23 protein-coding genes are annotated in these 22,791 nt (G+C 73.2%); 9 read left to right on the forward strand and 14 right to left on the reverse strand.

The genetic code is table 11. The features are described 5' to 3' along the window. Positions 1-13: 13 nt before the first annotated feature. The 6 genes from ABJI51_RS11495 to ABJI51_RS11520 are packed head-to-tail and all read right to left on the reverse strand — an operon-like array spanning position 14 to position 7,837. Positions 14-1,000, reverse strand: a complete 987-nt coding sequence (locus ABJI51_RS11495) for a 3-hydroxyacyl-CoA dehydrogenase NAD-binding domain-containing protein (RefSeq protein ID WP_348949975.1) — start codon at positions 998-1,000, stop codon at positions 14-16. Next, entirely contained in the window at positions 997-2,928 is a 1,932-nt protein-coding gene (locus tag ABJI51_RS11500) for an acetoacetate--CoA ligase (protein ID WP_348949977.1), read from the reverse strand. Before ABJI51_RS11500 ends, ABJI51_RS11495 begins: the two co-directional genes overlap by 4 nt. Continuing rightward, positions 2,925-3,701 carry a crotonase/enoyl-CoA hydratase family protein gene (locus ABJI51_RS11505; RefSeq protein ID WP_348949978.1) on the reverse strand — a complete coding sequence of 259 codons (777 nt, stop codon included), beginning with the start codon at positions 3,699-3,701 and terminating at the stop codon, positions 2,925-2,927. Before ABJI51_RS11505 ends, ABJI51_RS11500 begins: the two co-directional genes overlap by 4 nt. Next, complete coding sequence (locus ABJI51_RS11510) at positions 3,698-5,224, reverse strand: acyl-CoA synthetase (RefSeq protein WP_348949980.1); 1,527 nt, start codon at positions 5,222-5,224, stop codon at positions 3,698-3,700. The genes ABJI51_RS11505 and ABJI51_RS11510 overlap by 4 nt, the downstream gene beginning before the upstream one ends. 11 nt (positions 5,225-5,235) lie before the next feature. Beyond that, positions 5,236-6,339, reverse strand: coding sequence for an NAD(P)-dependent alcohol dehydrogenase (locus tag ABJI51_RS11515; RefSeq protein ID WP_348949982.1), 1,104 nt, complete (start codon positions 6,337-6,339; stop codon positions 5,236-5,238). A 19-nt stretch (positions 6,340-6,358) separates the two neighbouring features. Next, complete coding sequence (locus ABJI51_RS11520) at positions 6,359-7,837, reverse strand: aldehyde dehydrogenase family protein (RefSeq protein WP_348949984.1); 1,479 nt, start codon at positions 7,835-7,837, stop codon at positions 6,359-6,361. Positions 7,838-8,086: 249 nt separating this feature from the next. On the opposite strand from ABJI51_RS11520, the gene ABJI51_RS11525 reads away from it, so the two are divergent. Both ABJI51_RS11525 and ABJI51_RS11530 read left to right on the forward strand, forming a co-directional pair. Further along, entirely contained in the window at positions 8,087-8,809 is a 723-nt protein-coding gene (locus ABJI51_RS11525; RefSeq protein ID WP_348949985.1) for a hypothetical protein, read from the forward strand. Positions 8,810-9,026: 217 nt separating this feature from the next. Further along, on the forward strand, positions 9,027-9,458 hold the full coding sequence (locus tag ABJI51_RS11530; RefSeq protein ID WP_348950828.1) for an STAS domain-containing protein: 432 nt from the start codon (positions 9,027-9,029) through the stop codon (positions 9,456-9,458). A gap of 5 nt (positions 9,459-9,463) precedes the next feature. Here ABJI51_RS11530 and ABJI51_RS11535 read toward each other — a convergent pair whose 3' ends face one another. The 4 genes from ABJI51_RS11535 to ABJI51_RS11550 are packed head-to-tail and all read right to left on the reverse strand — an operon-like array spanning position 9,464 to position 11,820. Next, positions 9,464-9,790 carry a hypothetical protein gene (locus ABJI51_RS11535; RefSeq protein ID WP_348949987.1) on the reverse strand — a complete coding sequence of 109 codons (327 nt, stop codon included), beginning with the start codon at positions 9,788-9,790 and terminating at the stop codon, positions 9,464-9,466. Next, positions 9,777-10,169, reverse strand: a complete 393-nt coding sequence (locus ABJI51_RS11540) for a PRC-barrel domain-containing protein (protein ID WP_348949988.1) — start codon at positions 10,167-10,169, stop codon at positions 9,777-9,779. The genes ABJI51_RS11535 and ABJI51_RS11540 overlap by 14 nt, the downstream gene beginning before the upstream one ends. Then, entirely contained in the window at positions 10,166-11,398 is a 1,233-nt protein-coding gene (locus ABJI51_RS11545; protein WP_348949990.1) for an NRAMP family divalent metal transporter, read from the reverse strand. The genes ABJI51_RS11540 and ABJI51_RS11545 overlap by 4 nt, the downstream gene beginning before the upstream one ends. Continuing rightward, on the reverse strand, positions 11,395-11,820 hold the full coding sequence (locus ABJI51_RS11550) for a hypothetical protein (protein WP_348949992.1): 426 nt from the start codon (positions 11,818-11,820) through the stop codon (positions 11,395-11,397). Before ABJI51_RS11550 ends, ABJI51_RS11545 begins: the two co-directional genes overlap by 4 nt. Before the next feature lie 171 nt (positions 11,821-11,991). On the opposite strand from ABJI51_RS11550, the gene ABJI51_RS11555 reads away from it, so the two are divergent. Then, positions 11,992-12,444, forward strand: coding sequence for a phosphatase PAP2 family protein (locus ABJI51_RS11555; RefSeq protein ID WP_348949994.1), 453 nt, complete (start codon positions 11,992-11,994; stop codon positions 12,442-12,444). A 157-nt stretch (positions 12,445-12,601) separates the two neighbouring features. Here ABJI51_RS11555 and ABJI51_RS11560 read toward each other — a convergent pair whose 3' ends face one another. The 4 genes from ABJI51_RS11560 to ABJI51_RS11575 all read right to left on the reverse strand — a co-directional run bounded on the left by ABJI51_RS11560 (position 12,602) and on the right by ABJI51_RS11575 (position 16,757). Beyond that, on the reverse strand, positions 12,602-13,525 hold the full coding sequence (locus ABJI51_RS11560) for an anti-sigma factor RsbA family regulatory protein (RefSeq protein WP_348949995.1): 924 nt from the start codon (positions 13,523-13,525) through the stop codon (positions 12,602-12,604). 84 nt (positions 13,526-13,609) lie between these two features. Continuing rightward, positions 13,610-14,614, reverse strand: coding sequence for an SDR family oxidoreductase (locus tag ABJI51_RS11565; protein WP_348949997.1), 1,005 nt, complete (start codon positions 14,612-14,614; stop codon positions 13,610-13,612). Beyond that, positions 14,611-16,401 carry a thiamine pyrophosphate-requiring protein gene (locus tag ABJI51_RS11570; RefSeq protein WP_348949998.1) on the reverse strand — a complete coding sequence of 597 codons (1,791 nt, stop codon included), beginning with the start codon at positions 16,399-16,401 and terminating at the stop codon, positions 14,611-14,613. The genes ABJI51_RS11565 and ABJI51_RS11570 overlap by 4 nt, the downstream gene beginning before the upstream one ends. Then, complete coding sequence (locus ABJI51_RS11575) at positions 16,398-16,757, reverse strand: DUF6292 family protein (RefSeq protein WP_348949999.1); 360 nt, start codon at positions 16,755-16,757, stop codon at positions 16,398-16,400. The genes ABJI51_RS11570 and ABJI51_RS11575 overlap by 4 nt, the downstream gene beginning before the upstream one ends. A gap of 152 nt (positions 16,758-16,909) precedes the next feature. Between ABJI51_RS11575 and ABJI51_RS11580 the strand changes: the two genes are divergently transcribed. The 6 genes from ABJI51_RS11580 (at position 16,910) to ABJI51_RS11605 (ending at position 22,777) form a co-directional block, all read left to right on the forward strand. After that, positions 16,910-19,297: a molybdopterin oxidoreductase family protein gene (locus ABJI51_RS11580; RefSeq protein ID WP_348950001.1), complete on the forward strand. Its 2,388-nt coding sequence runs from the start codon at positions 16,910-16,912 to the stop codon at positions 19,295-19,297. After that, complete coding sequence (locus tag ABJI51_RS11585; protein ID WP_348950003.1) at positions 19,294-19,773, forward strand: hypothetical protein; 480 nt, start codon at positions 19,294-19,296, stop codon at positions 19,771-19,773. Before ABJI51_RS11580 ends, ABJI51_RS11585 begins: the two co-directional genes overlap by 4 nt. A 44-nt stretch (positions 19,774-19,817) precedes the next feature. After that, positions 19,818-20,267: a DUF6098 family protein gene (locus tag ABJI51_RS11590; RefSeq protein WP_348950005.1), complete on the forward strand. Its 450-nt coding sequence runs from the start codon at positions 19,818-19,820 to the stop codon at positions 20,265-20,267. A 71-nt stretch (positions 20,268-20,338) separates the two neighbouring features. After that, complete coding sequence (locus tag ABJI51_RS11595; protein WP_348950006.1) at positions 20,339-20,710, forward strand: YciI family protein; 372 nt, start codon at positions 20,339-20,341, stop codon at positions 20,708-20,710. Next, positions 20,703-21,932 carry an RNA polymerase sigma factor gene (locus ABJI51_RS11600; protein ID WP_348950008.1) on the forward strand — a complete coding sequence of 410 codons (1,230 nt, stop codon included), beginning with the start codon at positions 20,703-20,705 and terminating at the stop codon, positions 21,930-21,932. Before ABJI51_RS11595 ends, ABJI51_RS11600 begins: the two co-directional genes overlap by 8 nt. Continuing rightward, a complete protein-coding gene (locus tag ABJI51_RS11605; RefSeq protein WP_348950009.1) occupies positions 21,932-22,777 on the forward strand; it encodes a carboxymuconolactone decarboxylase family protein in 846 nt (281 codons plus the stop codon). The genes ABJI51_RS11600 and ABJI51_RS11605 overlap by 1 nt, the downstream gene beginning before the upstream one ends. Positions 22,778-22,791: the final 14 nt, after the last annotated feature.

Here is a 22,791-nt window from a genome sequence, read left to right on the forward strand (position 1 = left end):
AAAACTCCAGTGCTCAGGGCAGGTCGGGCTGGGCGGCCTTGGCGGCCAGCAGGCGGTCGAGGACGGCGTCGCGCGCGGCGGCCAGCTTGGCCGGGTCGGTCCCGGCCAGCTCCGCGTCGACGCCGGCGACGAGGGTTTCGGCCAGGTGCGGCGTCAGGTGGACGCGGCGCAGGTCGCGCCACCAGGCCTCGGTGGGCGGGCCGAGGTGGCGCAGGACGTGCGCCAGCCCGCCTTCGCCGCCGGAGAGGTGCTGGTTGGCGAACGGGCCGAGCACGGCCCAGCGCAGGCCGGGCCCGTTGGCGATCGCCGCGTCGATGTCGGCGACCGTGGCGATGCCGCGTTCGACGAGCGAGTACGCCTCCTGCCACAGCGCCGCCTGCAGCCGGTTCGCCACGTGGCCGGGCACCTCGTGGCGCAGCCGGATCGGCCGCTTGCCGACGGCGGTGTAGAACGCCACTGCCCGGTCGACCACCTCGGGCGAGGTCTCCCGGCCCGGCACGACTTCCACCAGCGGGATCACGTGCGGCGGGTTGAACGGGTGCCCGACCACCACGCGCTCGGGGTGCTTCGGGCAGCCGCGGGCGATGTCGCTCGGCAGCAGCCCGGAGGAACTGCTGGCCAGGATCACCTCGGGCCGGGTGGCCTCGTCGAGCAGCCCGAACAGCCGGTGCTTGACGTCTTCGCGCTCGGGCCCGTTCTCCTGCACGAAATCCGCCGCCGCCACGGCCGCGCCGGCGTCGGCGGTGAAGCTCAGCCGGTCCTGCGAAGCCCCTTCGGCGAGGCCGAGCCGGACGAGCGCAGGCCAGTGCGCGGCGACGCCGGCGCGCAGCCGGTCCTCGGCGCCGGGCGCGGGATCGGTGGCGACGACGTCGAGGCCGCGCGCGAGGAACAACGCCGTCCAGCCCGCGCCGATGACGCCGGTGCCGACGACCGCGACGGTGGTGATCCGGGCGGGCCCGGCCGTGCGGGCCGCGGGTGCCGAGGTGATCCGGACGGTCATGCCGTCCGCCCGGCGAGCGCGACGAACGGGTCCAGCGACGCCGGATCGGCCAGCACGTCGCGCGCGGCGACGTCGTCCGGCCGGGCGCCGCGCAGCAGCTTCTTCACCGGCAGCTCCAGTTTCTTCCCGGTGCGGTTGCGGGGAATCGACGGCACGGCGGTGATCACGTCCGGCACGTGCCGCGGCGACAGCGCGCCGCGCAGCACCGAAGCGATCCGGCCGCGCAGCGCGTCGTCGAGCTGGACACCTTCGCGCAGCACCACGAACAGCCGCAGGTCGCCGTTGCCGCCCGCAGGGTCCTCCAGGTGCACGACGAGGGAGTCCTCGATCTCCGGCAGTTCCTCGACCACGGCGTAGAACTCGGCGGTGCCCAGCCGCACGCCACCGCGGTTGAGGGTGGCGTCCGACCGCCCGGCGATGACGCAGCTGCCGTCGGGCGAGAACCGGATCCAGTCGCCGTGCCGCCACACCCCGGGATAGGTCGAGAAGTACGTCTCGCGGTAGCGCGTCCCGTCCTCGTCGCCCCAGAACCCGACCGGCATCGACGGCATCGGGGCGGTGATCACCAGCTCGCCCAGTTCCCCGACGACCTCGCGGCCGTGCTCGTCGAACGCCTTGGCGTCCACGCCGAGGCAGGGCCCGGAGATCTCGCCCGCGCGGACCGGCTGCAGCGGGCTGCCCTGGACGATCCCGCTGCAGACGTCGGTGCCGCCGCTGCCGACGTTGAGCAGCACGCCGGGAAAGCGCTCCCGCACCCAGTGGAAGCCCTCGGCGGGCAGCGGGCTGCCCGCGGCGCCGAGCTGGCGCAGCGCGGACAGGTCGTGCTCGGCGGCCGGGTCGAGCCCCGCCTTCCGGCACGCCATCAGGAAACCCGGGCTCGCGCCCATCAGCGTCGCGCGGGTCTCGGCGGCCAGGCGCCACTGCCACGCCAGGTCCGGGTGCAGCGGATTGCCGTCGACCAGCACGATCGACGCCCCGGTCAGCAGCCCCGACACCAGCGCGTTCCACATCATCCAGGCGGTGGTGGAGAACCACAGGATCCGGTCGCCGGCACGCAGGTCCCAGCTGAGGCCGTGGTTCTTGAGGTGCTCCAGCAGGATGCCGCCGTGGCCGTGCACGATCGCCTTCGGCTTGCCCGTGGTGCCGGAGGAGAACAGCACGCACAGCGGATGCGCGAAGGGCACCGGCTCGAACCCCGGTGCACTCTCGGCGAGGAGGTCGTCCCAGGCGAGCGTGTGCGGCAGGTCGTGGCCGCCGTAGGGAACGTGAACGACGTGCTCGACGGTCGGCAGGCCCGCGCGGATCGCGGCGACCTCGGCGCGGCGGTCGACGTCCTTGGCGCCGTAGCGGTACCCGGCGACGGTCAGCAGCACGCGCGGCTCGACCTGGCCGAACCGGTCGACGACCGAGCGGGCGCCGAACTCGGGCGCGCACGACGCCCAGATCGCGCCGAGGCTCGCGGCCGCGAGGTAGGCGACCACGGCCTCGGGGATGTTCGGCAGGTAGGCCACCACACGGTCGCCGCGCCCGACACCGAGCCGGGCCAGTCCCGCGCGGGCCCGCGCGACTTGGTCGCGCAGCCGCGCCCAGGTCAGCTCGGTGCGCTCCCGGGTCTGCGAGTAGGCGATGACGGCGACGTCGTCGTCGCGCCCGGCACCGAGGGCGTGCTCGGCGTAGTTGAGCGTGGCGCCGGGAAACCACTGGGTGCCGGGCATCGACCGGTCGGGCACGACCGCGGTGGCCGGGGTGTGGAAGCGGACGCCGAAGAAGTCCTTGATCGACGCCCAGAAGCCGTCGAGGTCGGTCACCGACCAGTGGTGCAGCGCCGCATAGCCGTCGAAGGCGTGCCCGCGCGCGGCCAGCCAGTCCAGGTACCGGCCGATCTCGGTGGTCTCGCGGGCGTCGGGCGCGACCGGCCAGAGGATCATCGGCCCACCTTTCCCGCGCGCTTCTCCAGGAACGCCTGCATCCGCTCCTTCGCCTCCGCGCTGCCGCCGGCGACCGCGGCCATCAGCGCCTCCAGCAGGTAGCCCTCGGCCGGGTTGGCCTCGGCGATCCGCGGCAGCGCCTGCAGCACGGCGAAGTTGGTGACCGGCGAGTTCGACGCGATCTTGCGGGCCAGGCCGAGCGCGTGCTCCAGGCCGTTCTCGACGCGGTAGTGCGACAACCCGAACGCGTGGCCCTCGTCGGCGTCGAGGACTCGGCCGGTGAGCATCATGTCGGCCATCCGGTGCGCGCCGATCAGCCGCGGCACCCGCACCGACGCGCCACCGCCGACGAACAGGCCGCGCTGGCCCTCCGGCAGGGCGTAGAACGCCGAGGACTCGGCGACGCGGATGTGCGCGGCGGCCGCCAGTTCCAGGCCGCCGCCGACGACCGCGCCCTTGAGCACGGCGACCACCGGCACCTTCCCGCGTTCGATCCGCTCGAACGCCCGGTGCCACATCATCGAGTGCTCCAGGCCCTCGAAGGCGTCGCGGTCGGTCAGCTCGTTGAGGTCGAGCCCGGCGGAGAAGTGGTCGCCGTCCGCGGCGAGCACGACGGCCTTGACCCCCGGCGGCGGCGAGCCGAAGAACGCTTCGAGGCCGAGGACGGTGGCGTCGTCGAGCGCGTTGCGCTTCTCCGGGCGCGAAAGCCGCAGCACGGCGATGTCGCCCTGCAGCTCCAGACGCAGCGAATGGGGGAGGAAAGCGGTGGTCATGCGGGTCCGTTCGAGAAGGTTTCGGCGGCCAGGGCGCGCAGTTCGACGCGCCGGATCTTGCCCGTGGCGTTGCGCGGCAGCGCCTCGGTGAACTGCACGTGTTTCGGGATCTTGTAGCGGGCCAGGTGCTGCTCCAGGTGCGCGCGGAACGCGGCCGCGTCCAGCCGCGCGCCGGGCCGCGGGACGACGAACGCGGCGCCGACCTCGCCCCAGCGTTCGTCGGGCACGCCCACCACGGCACAGGCGTCGACCTCGTCGAGCCGGGCGGCGACGGCCTCGATCTCGGCAGGGTAGACGTTCTCCCCGCCGGAGATGATCATGTCCTTGACCCGGTCGACGACGTGCGCCCAGCCGTCCTCGTCGACGCGCACGACGTCGCCGGTGCGGAACCAGCCGCCGTCGACGAAACTCGCCGCCGACTCCGCCTGCCGGTTCCAGTAGCCGCCGAAGACGTTCGGCCCGCGCACCAGCAGCTCGGCGGGCGTGCCGCCGAGCGGTTGCGGTGTCAGGTCCGGGCCGAGGGCGGCGACGTCGGTGAAGAAGTGCGGCACCCCGGCGGCCACCGGGTGGGCAGGCGTGCCTTCGTGAGTCGCCATCGACACGCCCGGGGAGGCCTCGGTCATGCCGTAGCCCTGCAGCAGCTGCACGCCGCGGTCGAGCCACGCGCGGGCGACGCGCTCGGCCACCGGCGACCCGCCGTAGAGCACGCACGTCAGCGAGCTGAGGTCGGTGCGGTCCCAGGACTCGTGGCGGCACATCATTTCCAGCATCGTCGGGACGGCCGAGAAGCTGGTGATCCCGGCTTCGCCGATCCGGGCGAGGATGGTGCCCGGATCGAACTTCGCCACCGGCTCGACGCTGCCGCCCTTGAACAGCGTCGGCAGCGTGATCTGGCCGAGCCCGACGCAGTGGAACAGCGGCGCGATGCACAGCGCCTTGTCGGTGCCCAGGACGTCGAGGTGCGCCAGCTGGTTGACGGTGTTCCAGGTGAGGTTGCCGTGGGTGAGCACGGCCGCCTTCGGCCGTCCGGTGGTGCCGGAGGTGTAGAGCAGCAGGCACGGATCCTCCAGCCGCACCTCGGTTTCCGGCGACGGCCCGGCTTCGGCGATCTCCGTCTCGAAGGCGCCGTCGGTGCGAAGCACGTGCCGGACGCTTTCGGGCAGCGGGTCCGCCACCAGGGCCTCGGTGTCCGGGCTGTGCACGAGGACCGAGGCACCGCTGTCGTCGAGCATGTACCGGATTTCCGTGCCCGAGAGCCGGTAGTTGAGCGGCACGAAGATCGCCCCGCAGCGGGCGGTGGCGAAGAGCGTCTCGAACACGGAGATGGCGTTGACGCCCAGGTAGGCGACCCGATCACCCGGCCGCACGCCGAGCCGGGTCAGCGCGCCCGCGAGGCGCTCGACCCGCGCGGCGAGCGCGGCGTAGGTGAGGCTGCGGTCGTGCTCGACCAGCGCGGTGCGGTCCGGGGAGATCCGCGCCCGCCGCGCGGGCCAGCTGCCGAGTCCGAAGTCGGGGAGCGGCACGGTTGCCTCCTTCACCAGCGCAGCACCGGCTTGATCGTCCGGCCGGCGAGCATGTCGTCGACCGCCTGCTGGATCTGCCCGGACTCGTAGTGTGTCACCAGTTTCGCCAGCGGGAACCGGCCCGAGGCGACGAGCCCGGCCAGCGTCGGCACCAGCGCCTGGATTTCCGCGTCACCCATGGTGAGACCGGTGACGTGCCGTCCGGGCAGCAGGAAGTTGACGTCCACGGGCACCTCGGTGCCGAACGGCGGCGCGCCGACGACGACCGCGGTGCCGCGCGCGGCCAGCGTGCCGATCGCCGTCCGCAGGACCTCGGCGTTGCCGGTGGTCTCGACGACACCGTCGACGCCCCGGCCGCCGGTGAGTTCGCCGATCGTCCCGGCGAGATCCTGGGTCGTCGTGTCGATCGTGTCGGTGGCGCCGAGTTCCCGGGCGAGGCCGAGCCGCGCGGCGACGCGGTCGACGGCGACGATCCGCGTCGCGGGCGTCAGGCGGGCGGCCATGACCGCGGACAGCCCGACCGCGCCCGCGCCGGTGACCAGCAGCGTGGCGCCCGGCCGCGGGGCGAGGGCGTTCCACACGGCACCGGCGCCGGTCATGACGCCGCAGCCGAGCGGCGCGAGCAGGTCCAGCGGCGCGTCGGCGGCGAGCTTGACGACACTGCGTTCGTCGGCGATCGCGTGCCCGGCGAAGCTGGACTGGCCGAAGAAGTGCCCGCCGAGCGGGGTGCCGTCGCGGGAGATCGGGGACGTGCCGTCCGGGCGCCTGCCGCCGAGCAGGTTGGCGGGCAGCCAGGTCGCGCAGTAGGCGGGGTGGCCGTCGCGGCAGTTCGCGCAGCCGCCGCAGGAGGTGTAGCTGAGCAGCACGCGGTCGCCGGGCGCGACGCGGGTGACCGCGGCACCGACCTCCTCGACGATCCCGGCGCCTTCGTGGCCGAGCACGCCCGGCAGCGGGAACGGCAGGGCGCCGGCGGCGACGCCGAGGTCGGTGTGGCAGATGCCGGTGGCGGCGATCCGGACGCGGACTTCGCCGTCCCGCAGGTCGTCGAGCGCGACTTCGCCGAGGGTGAACCCGGCACCGGCGGCTTCCACGACGGCGGCGGTGGTGGTGGGCATGGGGATTCTCCTGGCGGGGTCAGGCGAGGGAGACGACGACGGACTTGGTCTTCGTGTAGGCGTCGAGCGATTCGGGGCCGTACTCGCGGCCGAAGCCGGAGTCCTTGACGCCGCCGAAGGGGATGGCGGGGTCGAGCATCGCCCAGTCGTTGACCCAGACGATCCCGGCCTGCAGCCGCGCGGCGACGCGGTGCGCGCGGGCGAGGTTGGTGGTCTGCAGCCCGGCGGCGAGGCCGTAGGGCGTGCTGTTGGCCAGGGCGACGGCTTCGTCCTCGGTGGTGAAGCGCTGGACGGTCAGCACGGGCCCGAAGATCTCCTCGCCGATCACGCGCGAGCCGGACGGCAGGTCGGCGATCACCGTGGGCTGGACGAAGAAGCCACCCGCGAGATCGCCGTCGAACGTGGGCCGCCCGCCCCCGGCGACGATCCGGCCGCCGTCGGCACGCGCCTGCTCGAGGTACTGCTCCACCTTCGCCCGGTGCCGCTCGCCCGCCATCGGGCCGACGACGGTCGCGGGATCGAACGGATCGCCGACCGGCACCTGCGGGACGGCTTCGGCGAGCGCGTCCAGGATGGTGTCGTGGAGCGCGTCGGCGACCAGCAGCCGCGGCCCGCCCATGCAGAACTGGCCGGTGTTGAAGACGAACGCCTTGATCGCGGCGTGGACGGCCTGCTCGACGTCGGCGTCGTCGAAGACGAGATGCGCGGCGTTCCCGCCGAGTTCGAGGGTGACCGGCTTGAGCCGCTCCCCGGCCACGCGCGCGACGTGCCTGCCGACGGCGGTGGAGCCGGTGAAGGCGACCTTGTCGACGCCGGGGTGGGTGACCAATGCGTCGCCGATCTCGGTCCCGAACCCGGTGACGACGTTGACCACCCCGCCGGGCACTCCGGCCTCGGTGAGGATCTCGGCCATCAGCAGCGCGCTGAGCGAGGCGTCCTCGGCGGGCTTGTGCACGACGGTGTTCCCGGCGGCCAGCGCGGGCGCGATCTTCGAGCTGGAGAGCACGAGCGGGAAGTTGAACGGCGTGACGGCGGCGACGACCCCGAGCGGCTCGCGGCGGGTGTAGGCGTGGGAGGCGATCGGGATCTGCCGCGTCGCACCGTCGACGCCCTGTGCGAGCGCGGAGTAGTACTCGTACTGCTCGGCGACGGTTTCGACATCGACCGTCCGGCACAGCGAGACGGGCTTGCCGACATCGGCGCTTTCGACGGCGACGAGGTCGTCGGCGTGCCCCCGCACGAGATCGGCGACGCGGTGCAGGATCCGCGCCCGCTCCCGCCCGGAGGTCGCGGCCCAGCCCTCGAAGGCCGCCCGCGCGGCCCCGACGGCGGCATCCACATCGGCGGCCGAACCACGGGCCAGCGTAGTGAGGACCCGCCCGGTGGCGGGATCGACGGCGTCGAAGCGGTCGGCGGCCTCCTGCCGCCGCCCACCGATGAACAGCTGCCCGGGCGGCACATCAGGCCGGATCGCCGGCCGTTCTTCGACTGCGGTCATCGCGGCTCCTCGACGAGCTGATGTCAGGGTTCCTGATATAAGGAACCCTGAGCGGCCGCCGCTGTCAAGGGGCAGTGCCGTGTAACAGGCAGTTCGGGCATTCCGTCCCTTCAGTGAGGGAGGGGAGCGCGGATGATGCCGAACGTGGACGGACGACCGCCCGGCGGGCTGCTGCTCGTGGTCGCTGCTCTCGGCATGCTGACTTTCGCCTGTTCACCTCCTGCCCGGAACTGCCCTCCTGACCGGTGCGTGACTTCGGAAACCGCGCCGATTCCCACGATCCGCACCGTCTCGCCGCCGATGCCGCAGACCCGGCCGACCCCGCCGGTCAGTCCCGAGCCCGCCACGTCGGCGATCGCCCGGTTCATCGACGACTGCGTGCACGGTCCGCCCGGCGATGCTCCCTGGCGGCTCGGCCAGATCGACTACCCGGAGACCCTGCCGCTCGAGCTGGGCGTCTCCGCGGTGTACGTCGCCGCGGTCGACATCCGCGACGTTCCGCTGCCGCCGGCCAAGGTCGTCCCCGGGCCAAGCCCGACGGGCACGCAGATCGCCGTGCAGTGCGTACTGAGTGCCCGGGTCGTCGGTGACGACGCGGTCACCGTCGAGCCCGCAGAATGGACCGCGCGGCAGTTCAACCCGGTCGGTGTCGCCAACTGGTCGTGGCGGGTGACCGCGCGGGAGCCCGGAAACCACCAGCTGCAGCTGGAACTGGAGCCCGCCGTCGTCACCGGCCCGGCGGGCCGCCTCCTGGCGGTCGGCTCGCTGGACACGAGCACGTTCGTCACGCAGGTGGACGTCCACGCGTCCACGCCGAAACAGGTCGAACACTGGTGGAAGGACAACTGGCCGGCCATCACCCTGGTCGCCGGCGCGGCCGCCGGGGCGGTACTGGCCGCGGTGAAGTGGGGCAGCAAGCTGGCCGGCGCGCTGCGCGGGTTCAAGACACCGCAGAAACGCAAGAAATCCTGAGCCTCACCCGGATGGGTGGTTTGAATTCGTGACCACCGCACCGCGTGCGGCGGCGCCGGGTTCGGCCGTTGGCGGGGTTGCGCCGTTTGGATCAAGGGCTACGCTGCGAAGTGCGGTTCCAGCAGCATCAGCCGTCCCCTCCGACTTCGCCCTCCCCGTTCGAGCGGACCGCCGAGGCCCGCTCGTCACGTCGTCTCCGAATGAAGGCGTGCCAACGATGTTAGTCGTCCAGCCCCCCGCGACGGCCATCCCCGTGTCGCCGTCGCAGCACACTGTGCCCGGCAGCAGTGCGTTCGACATCCAGGTGATCCGGCCGTACTTCGGCGCCGTCATGGTGCGGATCCGCGGTGCCCTCGACGAGGACAGCGTTCCGCAGCTGCGCTCCGTGCTGAGCACCTGGGCGCACCGGCGGTTCCCGGTGCTCGTGCTCGACCTGTCCGAGGTCGACTTCCTCGACTCCGCCGGGCTGGCCGCCCTCGGTGGCATCCAGGCGCGGACCGCGCGGGAGAACGCCACCCTGCGGATCGTCACCGGCGACAACCGCGTCGTGCGCCGGGCCCTGTCCGCCAGCGGGCTCGACCATGCGCTGAACGTCAGCAGGCTGCCGTCCGGCTGGGAGCGGGGCACGGAGATCCCGGGCCGCGGCTGATCCTCTCAGCCGCCGGTGATCGGCGTCAGTTCCGCGAACGGCCGCCGGAGGCGGACCACGGGGCCGGACAGGTCGACGTCCGCCCACTCGACGTAGCGGGTGTGGCGGTGCAGCCACCGGATGAGCGCCACGAGCGGCGCCGGCCCGCGCTGGTCGTGACGCTGGTAGCCGAAGAGCCGGACGCGGGTGCGGCTCACGATCAGCCCCCGCACCACCAGGTCCGGCAGCCCGTCGCCGCGCGGGACCGCCTCGGCGCGGATCTCGCGGACCGCGCCGACGGACCGGCCCGCCGCGTCGCGGACCGGACGGCCCAGCAGCTCACTGGCTCGCACGGCCCGCTCCCGGGATGCGGTCGACGACCTTGCGCCGCAGCCAGTCCTCCGACGGGCTGGTGGTGGCCTGCGCGACGGCGGTCGTGACGACGACGGTCGGCTCGACGTCGCGGATCGCGTTCATCGGGATCCGTTGCGGCGCCTGGGTGCGGAAGCCGCGGCCGATCCGGCGCAGCAGCTTGCCGGTGACGCCGTCGAGCCGGTCGGCGAGGGCTTCGGGGCCGACGAGCAGCGCGTCGACGACGTGGGTGCCGTTGTCCTCGGCACGCAGCTCGAGGTCGTCGACCTTGCCGACGACGGTGCCGTCCTCGCCGGTGATCTGCCGGTCGAGGAGTGCGTCGGCCAGGTCGACGAGGCCGCGGTCGGTCCAGGGGTTCATTGGCCCGCTCCGGTGAAGATCATCAGGGGGATCGCCACCAGCGCCGCGACGGCGATGACGACGAGCATGGCGAACCCGACGATGTTGCTGAAGTGCCCGTTGGCGTGCTTGCCGAGGTACTCGCGGTCGTTGGCGACGATGAGCACGGGCAGGTAGGTCAGCGGCAGCGCCACCGCGGAGAAGATCAGCGAGATCTCGGTGAGGCCGACCGGGTCGATCCCGGTCTGCACCACCAGCACCGCGACCAGCAGGCCGGCGGCGACGGAGACGTGGAACCGGGCGGCGTTGCGCGGCGCGCGGCGCTTGCCCCAGTCCCAGCCGAAGTACTGCGCCAGCATGTATCCCGACGACAGCCCGGTTTCCAGCGCCGCGCCGAAGGTGGCGGCGAAGATCCCGATCAGCACGATCACCAGCCCGGCGGTGCCCAGCGCGAGCGTCACCGGCAGCACGATCTGGCTGAGCTGGCCGACGTCGACACCGGCCGGGAACAGCACCGTCGCGGCGCAGGCCATCACGGCGATGGCGAGCAGCCCGCCGAGGGGGAAGCCGAGCAGCACGTTGGCGCGCTGCACCGGCAGGTCCTTCACCTTCCAGCCTTCTTCGACACCGCCGGAGGAGAAGAAGAACACCTCGTACGGCGTCATCGCCGACGCGAACAGCGCGACTGCGTGGTAGGCGTAGGTCGGCAGTGCCTGGTCGGGCGGCGGGCCGAACCCGGCGATCTGCGCGCCGAGGGAGGACCAGTCGGGGTGCAGGAAGAAGATCGCGACGGCGAACACCCCGATCGCGAGGCCGCCGAGGCCGAAGCCGGTCTCCATCCGCTCGAAGCCGACCCGCCAGATCACCAGCCAGACGAGCACGCCGATCGGCAGCACCCAGATCAGCCGGTCGACGCCCGAGGCGAGTTCGATCGTGAGCGCGACGCCGCCGATCTCCGCGCTGACGGTCAGCAGCGTGATGAGGAACGACCCGGCGAGGTTGAGCAGCGCCATGCGCGGGCCGAGGCGCTCGCGGATGAGGTCGAACACAGGACGCCCGGACACCGCGACGACGCGGCCGGACATGTCGGCGTAGACACAGATCCCGAGGACGCCGAGCAGGGTCACCCAGACCAGGGCCATCCCGTAGCGGGCGCCGACGACGCCGCTTTCGACGAGGTCGCCGATGTCGACGAAACCGCCGACAGCGGTGAGGACACCGAGGGTCACTGCCAGCAGCCGCTTGCTCATCGCGTCACGCCCCAGCGGGCGAGTTCGCCGATCAGGCCCTGCAGCTGGGCGTCGATCTCGTCGAGACCCGCGTCGGTGCCGTCGCCGAGCCCGGCGTCGAGCCGGTGGGCGAGCGCGACCCCGCGGTCGGTGATCGAGGCGAGTGCCGCGCGGGCCCGGTCGTCGGTCAGGTCGCCGACGTCCTGGCCGGCGGAGCCGAGTTCGTCGGCGGCGTCGCGGACGGTGATCGACAGGCTGGGCACCGGTGGGACGGAGTCCCGGTCGGCGGTGATCACCAGCCGCAGCAGCTCCAGCTGGCCGCGGATCTCGCGGCCGGCGTGCACGACGTCGGCCTGCGGGTCGGCACCGCAGCCCGCGGTGAGGGCCGCCACCGCGGCCAGCGCGGCCGCTGCACGGAACCGGGTTCGCCGCGGGACGTTCACGAAAGCGGGGATACCCGTTCGGCGGGCGGGTAAACGTCGCGGCGATCCTCCACGATGGACAGGATCGGGTGATTGAACCGGCCTGGGCCAGGGCAATTGGTGGCCATGCCCCACCGTGAAGAAGACGGACCGGACGAAAACGACCTTCCCGTCACACGGCCGGCCTGGCCGGTGACGGCGCTGAGCGCCGCGGCGCGCGGCGGGCTGCTCTGGCTCTTCGTGGCGGCCTGGCTGGCCCGCCGCCCGGGTGACCGCCGCCGCGCCGCGGGCCACGGCCTCGCGGCGGGCGCGGCCGGAATGGCATTCGGGCACGTGCTCAAGGCGGTGGTCCGCCGCCGCCGTCCCCCGGCCGACCGGCTCCCGGCCCGCCGTGCCCTGCTCGACCAGCCGAAGTCGCCGGCATTCCCGTCCACCCACGCGACGACGGCGGCGGCGTTCACGGTCGCGGCCGCGCTCACGGCCCCGGAAACGGCAACGGTGTGCGCCCCACTGGCGGCGGCGGTCTGTTACAGCAGGCTGCGAACCCGGGCACACTGGCCGACGGACGTGTACGGCGGCGTGGCTATCGGTGCCGTGACGGGCGGCTGGGTGCACCGGCGGTTCAGGCGCGGGAGCAGGTCGTGAGGGTGCGGCGGGTGCGTCCAGGCACGGAACGGAACCAAGTCGTGAAGCTCACGCTGCGCATGCCCCGCCCGCTCAGGCGCGGAAGCGGGTCGTGAAGCTGCCGTGCCCGGCGGGTGTGCTCAGGCCGTGAAGCTGCCCCTGCGCATGTCCCGCCCGCTCAGGTGCGGAAGTAAGCCCTGAAAGTCGTGCCGTGGTCGCCGGTGTGCAGGCGGACCAGGTCGGCGAGGTGGTTGACGAGCAGGAGCCCGCGGCCGCGGGTCTGGTACGGCCCGGCCGGGCGGCGGCCGGCGAGGGGGTCGGTGAGGCGGCCGCGGTCGTGGACCTCGCAGGCGAACTCGCCGTCGCCGGTCCACAGGCGGACGGTGCCGGTGCCGCTGCCGTGCTCGACGCTGTTGGACAGCAGCTCGGTGACGACCACCTCGACGTCGGCGACCCGGTCGGGGGACAGGCCGGTGGCCGCCGCCCGGACGTGGGCCAGCGCACGGGCCGCCGCGAGGTCCGTCGTGTCCTTCAGCTCGAACGCGCCCGGCAGCTCGGGCAGCGGCTCGTTGTACCGGGCGATCACCTTGTCCGGGGCGTAGGCGGTGCTGGCGCGGCGGCCGGCGCCGTCGATGAGGACGGGGTGGGTGGCCTCGGCGTCGGCGACGATCTCCGCGGCGAGGGCGTCGACGTCGTAGGGGCACAGGATCGTGACGTCCCGGCCGGTGAACGCGTGGTTGATCAGGGCCTCGTGCTGGACGCAGGCCGGGTACTCGACGGCGGAGCGCGCCGCCCAGATCGGCTCGCCGATGATCCGCACCGGCCGGTCCGGGTGGCTGTCGGCGAACGCGCGCAGCACCCCGGGGATGATCCGGCCCGGGTTGCGGCCTGCCTCGGTCATGTCCAGCAGGTGCACCCGGCCGGCGTCGTCGCCGAGCTCGCGGCGCAGCAGGGTGAGGTTGTCGCCGGGCACCGCGACCGCGACCGGCTCGTCCGCGGCGAGCCCGCCCCAGACGAACGGCACGGTGCCCGCCAGGTACTCCGCGTCCCCGCGGTAGAACAAGGCGGGGTGCACGAAGGGGTCGTCCGCGGTCGTGCTCACTCCGCTCCTCCTTCAACCCGGCTCGTCACCAGTATGCGGGAAGAGGCTCCCCGGATGGGGTGCCCCCCGGTGACTGCCCGTGTGTCAGGCACCGGACCGGATCCGGCGCCAGGCCGCCACGGCCGCCGCGGCGAGGGCGCCGCCGCCCGCGGCCAGCAGCCCGTGGTGCCGGCTCGCCCACAGCTGGACGCTGCGCGGGGTCGCCTGGCCGTCGAACTCGCCGTGCGCGCCGTAGTCGCGGGCGCGGTCGGCCGGGGCCCACAGGTTCTCCGGACGGCCTGCCGGGTCGGCCGACCCGGTCTGCTGGGACCGGTAGCCGGTGCGGGCCAGGTAGCGGTCGAGGAGTCCCGGCGCGACGGCGTTCGCGACCAGCGTGCCGACGGTGCTGCCGCCGACCCAGTACTCGCGGCGGCGCGGGTGGGCGGCGGCGTGCAGCACGGCGCGCGCGGCGACCTCCGGCTGGTAGATCGGCGGCACCGGCTGCGCGTGCCGCGGCAGCTTGGACCGGACCCAGGAGAACTGCGGCGTGTTGACCGCCGGCATCTGCACCATCGTGGTCCGCACGTGGCTGCCGTCGTGCAGCAGCTCACACCGCAGCGCCTCGTTGAAGCCCTGGATCGCGTGCTTCGCGCCGCAGTACGCGCTCTGCAGCGGAATCCCGCGGTAGGCGAGCGCCGACCCGACTTGCACGATCGTGCCGCGGTCGCGGGGTTTCATCCGCCGCAGGGCGGCCATCGTGCCGTGCACGTACCCGAGGTAGCTGACCTCGGTGACGCGCCGGTACTCGTCGGGTTCGATCTCGTCGAACGGCGCGAACACCGACGTGAACGCGACGTTCACCCACACGTCGAGCGGGCCGAGTTCCTTCTCGGCCCGCTCGGCCGCCGCGTCGACCTGAGCGAAGTCGGCGACGTCGGTGGGAATCGCGAGCGCGGTCCCGCCGTCCCGGGTGATCTCCCCGGCGGCGGACCGCAGGCCTTCTTCCCCGCGCGCCAGCAGGGCGACCCGCGCCTGCCGGGCACCGAAGGCCCGCGCGACGGCGCGCCCGATCCCGCCACTGGCCCCGGTGACCACCACGACCTCGGTCATCGTTGCCCCGGAAGGAATTCCTGGATCTTGGTCTTGACGCCCTGGGTGACGAGGTGGAGGGCGTTGGGGTCGCCCTTGAGGACGGCCTGGGCGGCGGACTTGACCTGTTCGAAGGTGGCGTGCGGTGGAATCGGCGGCACCTCCGGGTCACAGCGGACGTCCAGCACCGCGGGTTTCTGAGCGGTGAGCACGGTGTCCCAGGCCGAAGCCAGCTGGTCCGGTTTGTCCACAGTGACCGCGGTCAGCCCCAGCGACAGCGCGAATCCGGCGTAGTCGACGTCCGGGAGAGTCTGGGATTCCTCGAACTTCGGGGCGCCGCCCATGGCGCGCAGTTCCCAGGTGACCTGGTTGAGGTCGTTGTTGTGGAAGACGCAGATCACGCAGCGGGGATCGGTCCACAGGTGCTGGTAGCGGGCGAGGGTGATCAGTTCGGCCAGCCCGTTCATCTGCATGGCGCCGTCGCCGACGAGGGCGATGACGGGCCGGTCGGGGTGGGCGAACTTCGCCCCCAGCGCATACGGCACTCCCGGTCCCATCGTGGCGAGCGTCCCGGACAGGGACCCGCGGATCTGGCCGCGGATGCGGAGGTTGCGGGCGTACCAGTTCGTCGACGACCCGGAGTCGGCGGTGACGATCGCGTTGTCCGGAATCTGCCGCGACAGCTCGGAGACGACGGCCATGGGGTTGACCGGGTCGGCGTCGAGGGCGGCTTCGCGGTCGACAGTATCCCACCAGGCGGTGACGTTCTTCTCGATCGTCTCCCGCCACGACCGGTCGGACTTCGGCGTGAGCTTGGGGATCAGGGCACGCAGGGTCGCGGCGGCGTCGCCGACGAGGTTGACCTCGGTGGGGTAACGCATGCCGATGAACCGGCCGTCCAGATCGATCTGCACCGCCCGCGCCTGCCCGAAGTCCGGCAGGAACTGCGAATACGGGAAGTTGGAGCCGACGATGAGCAGGGTGTCGCAGTCACGCATGAGTTCGTAGCTCGGCCGGGTGCCCAGAAGCCCGATAGCGCCGGTGACATACGGCAGGTCATCAGGCAGGACGTCCTTGCCCAGCAGGGCCTTCGCGATCCCGGCGCCGGTGACCTCGGCGACCTGCCGGAGTTCCTCGGCCGCGCCGCGGGCGCCCTGCCCGGCGAGGATGGCGACCTTTTCGCCGGTGTTGAGGATCTCGGCGGCGGCGTCGAGATCCGCCTCGGCCGGGACGGGGTGAGGCCAGGCGGTGTGGGGCAGGCTGGAGGGGACGTGCTTGAACGCGTGCTGCGGCGGCGAGTACTCCTCCTCCTGCAGGTCCGCGGGGATGATCAGCGCGGTCGGGCAGCGGGAGGCCTGGGCGGTGCGCAGGGCGCGGTCGAGGGCGTTGGGCAGCTGTTCGGCGACGGTGACCTCGACCAGGTATTCGCTCGCGACGTCCTTGAAGAGGCTGTGCAGGTCGACTTCCTGCTGGTAGCTGCCGCCGACGGCGGTGCGGGCGGTCTGGCCGACGATGGCCACGACGGGGACGTGGTCGAGCTTGGCGTCGTAGAGGCCGTTGAGCAGGTGGATGGCACCGGGGCCGGAGGTGGCCATACAGACGCCGGGGGTGCCGGTGAACTTGGCGTAGCCGACGGCGGCGAAGGCGGCCATTTCCTCGTGGCGGGTCTGCACGAACCGGGGCTGGTTGTCGGCTTTGCCGAACGCGGCGACGATGCCGTTGATCCCGTCGCCGGGATAGGCGAAGACCTGCTCCACCCCCCACTCACGCAACCGCTGCAGCAGGTAGTCACCGACAGTCTGGGTCATGAAAGAACTCCCTTGCCGTCTTCGAGGGGCTGTGCCAGTTCGGTGAGCGCGTCACGGACCCGCCGGGCCACCACCGCGGGCCGCGGCCGGGCCGGTGCCGGCCACTGCAGGAGGACCACCGGCTCCTCCGCCCCGGCCGGTTCCAGCGCCAGGCTCCACCCGGTGCGGTCCGACCACTGCAGCATCAGCAGCCGCCCGGGGTGGCGCGCCGACCGGTCGGCCAGCGCGACGTAGGCGGTCGACGGGCTGCCGTACTCGCTCCACGACGCCGCCGGCTCGACACGCAGCAGCTCCGCGACGGCTTCGACGTAGTCGCGCAGCGCCGCCGCATCGGCGTGCCCGGGATCCGGTTTCACCGGCGCGCAGGCCTCCTTCCGGGGTCGCCTCTGGCACCCACTCCAGGCGCAGTACCCGCTTTCGGCGGTGCCCATGCCTGCCGGACGGACGGGTTTGCCGCCCGCGGCGGCGGGTACCCGCGCGCCGCCGAGTCATGCGAGGAGGTCCGGCGGTGACGCAACGCGACGGGATCACCGACCCCTGGGGCACCAGGACGCCCTACGGACCCGGCGAGCCATGGCCCGCCCGGGTGGACACCCACCTCGCCGACGGCCTGCGTCCCGCCGACGTCGACCGCTGGGTCCCCAGCGCCGCCGTCCTGCACTCCAACGGCGACGGGCTCGACATCGCGGTCAAGGACGGCCGCATCGCCGGCGTCCGCGGCCGGGCAGGCGACCGCGTCAACCACGGGCGGCTCGACCCGAAGGACCTGTTCGGCTGGCAGGCCAACGCCTCGCCGGACCGGCTGACCACGCCGCTGGTGCGCCGCGACGGCGAACTCACCGAAGCGAGCTGGGACGAGGCGCTGGACCTGGTCGTCCGCCGCAGCAAGGACCTGCTCGCCGAGCAGGGACCCGGCGCGCTCGGCTTCTACACCAGCGGGCAGCTGTTCGCCGAGGAGTACTACACCCTCGCCGCGATCGCGCGCGGCGGCATCGGCACCAACCACCTCGACGGCAACACCCGGCTCTGCACGGCGACCGCGGCGGCCGCGCTGAAGGAGTCCTTCGGCTGCGACGGCCAGCCCGCCTCCTACACCGACGTCGACCACGCCGACGTCATCGCCCTCTTCGGGCACAACGCGGCCGAAACGCAGGCCGTGCTCTGGTCGCGCATGCTCGACCGGCTCGCCGGCCCCCGCCCGCCGGCGCTGCTGTGCGTCGACCCGCGCGACACCCCGGTCGCCCGGGCGGCGACGCTGCACCTCGCGCCGCTGCCCGGGACCAACCTGGCCCTGATGAACGGCCTGCTGCACGAAATCATCGAGCACGGCTGGGTCGACCGCGGCTACGTCGAGCGCTGCACGGTCGGCTACGACGACCTCGCCGAGACGGTCGCGGCCTACCCGCCCGAGCGCGTCGCCGGGATCTGCGGGCTGGACCCCGGCGAGATCCGCGAAGCCGCCCGGCTGCTCGGCACCGCCGAGCGGCTGCTGTGCACGGTCCTGCAGGGCTTCTACCAGTCGCACCAGGCCACCGCGGCCGCCGTGGGCGTCAACAACCTCGTGCTGCTGCGCGGCATGCTCGGCAAGCCCGGCGCCGGTGTCCTGCAGATGAACGGCCAGCCCACCGCCGAGAACACGCGCGAATGCGGTGCCGACGGCGACCTCACCGGGTTCCGCAACTGGGCCAACGACGCCCACGTGGCCGAGCTGGCGAGGCTGTGGAACGTCGACGTCGCGAAGATCCCGCACTACGGGCCGCCGACGCACCTGATGCAGATGCTGCGCTACGCCGAGACGGGCACCCTGCGGTTCCTGTGGGTGTCGGCCACCAACCCGGCGGTGTCCCTGCCCGAGCTCCACCGCATCCGGTCCATTTTGGACTCCTCGCGGCTGTTCCTGGTCGTGCAGGACGTCTTCCGCACCGAGACCGCGGAGTTCGCCGACGTCGTGCTGCCCGCGGCGATGTGGGGCGAGAAGACCGGCACGTTCACCAACGCCGACCGCACGGTGCACCTGTCGGAGAAGGCGGTCGAGCCACCCGGGCACGCTCGTGCCGACCTGGACATCTTCCTCGACTACGCCCGCCGGATGGACTTCCGCGGCAACGACGGCGAGCCGTTCCCGCAGTGGCACGACGCCGAAACCGCGTTCGACGCCTGGAAAGACGCGTCGCGGGGCCGCCCGTGCGACTACAGTGGACTGAGCTACGCCAAGCTGCGCGAGACCGGCGGCATCCAGTGGCCGTGCACAGAGGACAGTCCGGAAGGGACAGAGCGGCTCTATGCCGACGGGAAGTTCTTCGCCGACCCCGATTACTGCGAAAGCTACGGCCGCGACCTGGTCACCGGGGCGCCGATGGAACCGGTCGAGTACCGGGCACTCAACCCGGACGGCAAGGCCATGCTCAAGGCGGCCGGGTACGTCGAGGCGCACGAGAAACCGGACGAAGAGCACCCGTACCACCTGATCACCGGCCGCACGCTCGCCCACTTTCACACCCGCACGAAGACCGGCCGGGTCCCGCAGCTGCGGGCGGCCGCACCCGAGGTGTGGCTGGAGGTGTCCGAAGCGGACGCGGCCGCCGCCGGGCTCGCCGAAGGCGACCTGGCCGAGGTCTCGACCCCGCGGGGCAGCGTCCGCGCCCGGGTCCGCGTCGGCGGCATCCGCGACGGCGTGCTGTTCCTGCCGTTCCACTACGGCTACTGGGACGTCGAGCACCCGGCGGGCAAGGACGGCGACCGCGCCGCCAACGAGCTGACGTTCACCGACTGGGACCCGGTGTCCAAGCAGCCGCTGTTCAAGACGGCGGCGGCCGCCCTGCGGCGCGTCGGCGCGGTGGCGATGCGCCCGGCCGGGCCGGTGCCCGCGGCCGTCGACGAGGAGGTCGTCCGATGAAACTCGGCCTCGTCCTGCGGGAACTGCACCGGGCGGAGACGGCACTGGCGAAGGACCTGCTGAAGACGTCCGACCGCCACCAGGCCGAGCACGAGGTCCACCACGTGGCCCGCGACCTGGCAGGCTGGTCGGCGGCACACCTGCGCGAGCTGGCCCGCGCGGGCCGCGACCACGACCTGGACCTCGGCGAGGACGTCCCCGGCCCGGGCCCGCTGGTCCCGCTGCGCACGGCACTGGCGGAGCTGAGCGGCCGCCGCCCGGAGCCGGGCCTGCTCCTGCTGGCCGACCTCCGCCGCCTCCACCGCCGCGCGGCGGGCGTCTCCCTGGACTGGGAGCTGCTCGCCCAGGGCGCGCAGGCGGCGAAGGACACGAAGCTGCTGGAGCTGGCAAGCCGCTGCCACCCGCAGACGCTGCGGCAGCTCAAGTGGACCAACGCGACGCTGAAGGTGCTCTCGCCCCAGATCCTGACCAGCTAGCCGCACCGCCGTTTAGCCCGCCGGGCCCGGGGTACCGGCTGATCATGCTGCCGACGGTGAAGGACCTCGCCGAGCTGACCCGCCTCTTCGAGGCCGAGGACGACGGCGACCTGTACGTCCGCTGGTCCCGCGGCCCGGACACCGACCTCGGCGACGAGGAGTCCAGCCGCGACGGCCTGACGGGCATCACGCTGCCCGGGCTGTCGGCGAACTCGCTGCGCCGCGAGCCGTGGTGGGAGGACCGCTCGGTGCGGCTGTGGCTGGCCCGCCGCCTGTACGACTACGAGCACCTGCGCGACCTGCGCGGCCCGGGCGTGCGGCCGTGGGTGCTGCGTGGCCGCGAGATCGCCCGCGGCCCGGACAACGAGCCCCTGGTGGTGGACGCGGAGCCGCTCGCGTGGGTCGCGGACGAGGTGCTCCAGGAGGCCCGCCGGCTGGTCGACGAGCAGGGCTCCCGCGAGTGGGGCCCGATGGACCGCCGCGCGACGCGCTGAGTGACCGCCGTCACGGCTGTCGAGTTACGGTCGTCCCGTTCGTCTTCTCGGTGACGGATGTGGGAGGACACGTGCAGTACATGCTGCTGATCTACAACTGCGAACGGCCGGAACCGGGCGATCCCGGCTTCGAAGAGGCGCTGGCCGCGGTGAACGCCTTCGCCGACGAGTGCCGGCGGCGCGGGGTGTTCGTCGCCGGGCACCCGCTGGAGGGCGAGCACACCGCGACCACCGTGTCGGTGCGCGACGGCCGGGCCATCGTCACCGACGGCCCGTTCACCGAGACCCACGAGCACCTCGGCGGGGCATACGTCCTGGACTGCCGGGACCTCGACGAAGCACTCGAGCTGGCCGCGCTGTGCCCGATGGCGGCGCAGGGCACGATCGAGGTGCGCCCGGTCGCCGGGGTCCGCGGGCTCGACCACCGGCCCGCCGGTGGCTGATCCGGCGGCCGCGGCCGTCGAGCGCGTCTACCGCGGCGAGCGGGCCCGGCTGCTGGCCGCGCTCGTGCGGGTGCTCGGCGACTTCGAGCTGGCCGAGGACGCCCTGCAGGACGCGGTCGCGCACGCCCTGCGGTCGTGGGGCCCGGCGGTCCCGGACGATCCCGCGGCCTGGTTGCTGACCGCGGCGCGCAACAGCGCCGTCGACCGGATCCGCCGCGCCCGGGTTGGCCAGGCCAAGCTCGCCCGGCTCGCGGCGGGTGAGAGCGGGGTGACGCCGATGCCGCCGGACGACCGGCTCGCCGAGGTGGGCGACGAGCGGCTGAGCCTGCTCTTCACCTGCTGCCATCCCGCGCTGGCCGAAGACGCGCGGGTGGCGCTGACGCTGCAGGCGGTGGCCGGCCTGACCGCAGCGCAGATCGCCCGCCTGTTCCTGGTCGCCGAGCCGGCGCTGGCGCAGCGGCTGGTGCGGGCCAAGCGCAAGATCCGCGACGCGGGCATCGGCCTGAAGGTGCCGCCGGACCACCTGCTGCCCGACCGGCTCGCCGGCGTCCTCGCCGTGGTGTACCTCGTGTTCACCAAGGGCTACGCGTCGCCGTCCGGCCGCGACGAGCCGGCGCAGCTGCGGCGTGAAGCGATCCGGCTGGCGAAGCTGCTCGCCACGCTGATGCCGGACGAGCCGGAGGCGCTCGGCCTGGTCGCGCTCCTGCTGCTGCAGGACTCGCGCTCGGCCGCGCGGTTCACCGCCGAGGGCGACGTCGTCCTGCTCGAAGACCAGGACCGCGGCCGCTGGGACCGGGCGGAGATCGAGGAGGGCCTCGGGGTGCTGGCGCGGGCGCTGCGCCGCGGGACGGTCGGCCCGTACCAGCTGCAGGCGGCGATCGCGGCCCAGCACGCCCAGGCCAGCACGGCCGCCGAGACCGACTGGACGCGCATCGCCGGTCTCTACGCGCAGCTGCGGACGATCGCGCCGTCGCCGGTGGTCGCGCTCAACCACGCCGTCGCCGTCGCGATGACCGAAGGGCCGGAAGCCGGGCTCGCGCTGGTCGAGGAGATCGACGGGCTCGACCGCTACCACCTCGCGCACGCGGCCCGCGCCGACCTGCTGCGCCGCCTCGGCCGCCCCGCCGAGGCGGCGCGCGCCTACCGGCGGGCCCTCGACCTGGTCGAGGCACCAGCCGACCGTCGTTTCCTCACCGCCCGCCTGACCGAACTGGAGTCCTGATGCGACTGTCCATCCTGGACGCAGGCCACCGCCGCCGCGCCCGGCTGTTCCTGGCGGTGACGAGTGCGGTGTCCCGCGTCCCGAGCCCGGACATCGTCAAGATGCTGTTGTACCGCCCGGAGTTCCTGACCCGGCCGCTGCTGGAGCTGGCCGCGCCCGCGATGCGCGGCGACTCGTACTGGACGCCGGGCGAGCGCGAGTACCTCGCGATGAGCACGGCCCGCGTGCACGAGTGCCCGTTCTGTGTGGACACGCACGCGGAGCTGACGCGGATCGCCGCCCACGGCGAGATCGATCCGGACCACCCGGCCAGTGCCCGCCCGGAACTCCTGGCGGTGCAAGGGTTCCTGGAGCAGGTGTCACGTTCGGCCGACCCGGACCCGGCACGGGTGCGGGCGGTACCGTCGGCGGCGGTGGCGGAGGCACTGCACGTCAACCTGGTGTGGAACATCGTCAACCGGCTGGCCAATGCGTTCGGCTTCGAGCTGCTCGACGGCCAGCTGAAGACGGGAACCCGGGCTTTGCACCGTTCCGGCTACCGATTCCCGGGATTCCTGCTCGGCGAGAACCGAGGGGATCTGAGGACAAGCGTCTTCAACCAGCCGGCGCACACGAGCCCCGCGCTGCGCCGCTCGGCGGCGACCGGCGAGGGATTGGCGGAGCCGTGGCGCGAGTATGCGGCCTTGGTCCGGGATGCTTCGCAGCGGATCACGACCGACGACGTCCGGCGCCTGACCGCCGCGGGCTGCACGGAGGACGAGATCTTCGAGATCACGGTGGCCGCCGCGGTCGGGGCGGCCCTGGCGGCCTTCGACGCCGGACGTGCGGCACTGCGGGAGGAGTGAGGCGGCGGCCAAGG

It is taken from the genome of Amycolatopsis melonis (genome assembly GCF_040064235.1).
Lineage (GTDB): Bacteria > Actinomycetota > Actinomycetes > Mycobacteriales > Pseudonocardiaceae > Amycolatopsis > Amycolatopsis melonis.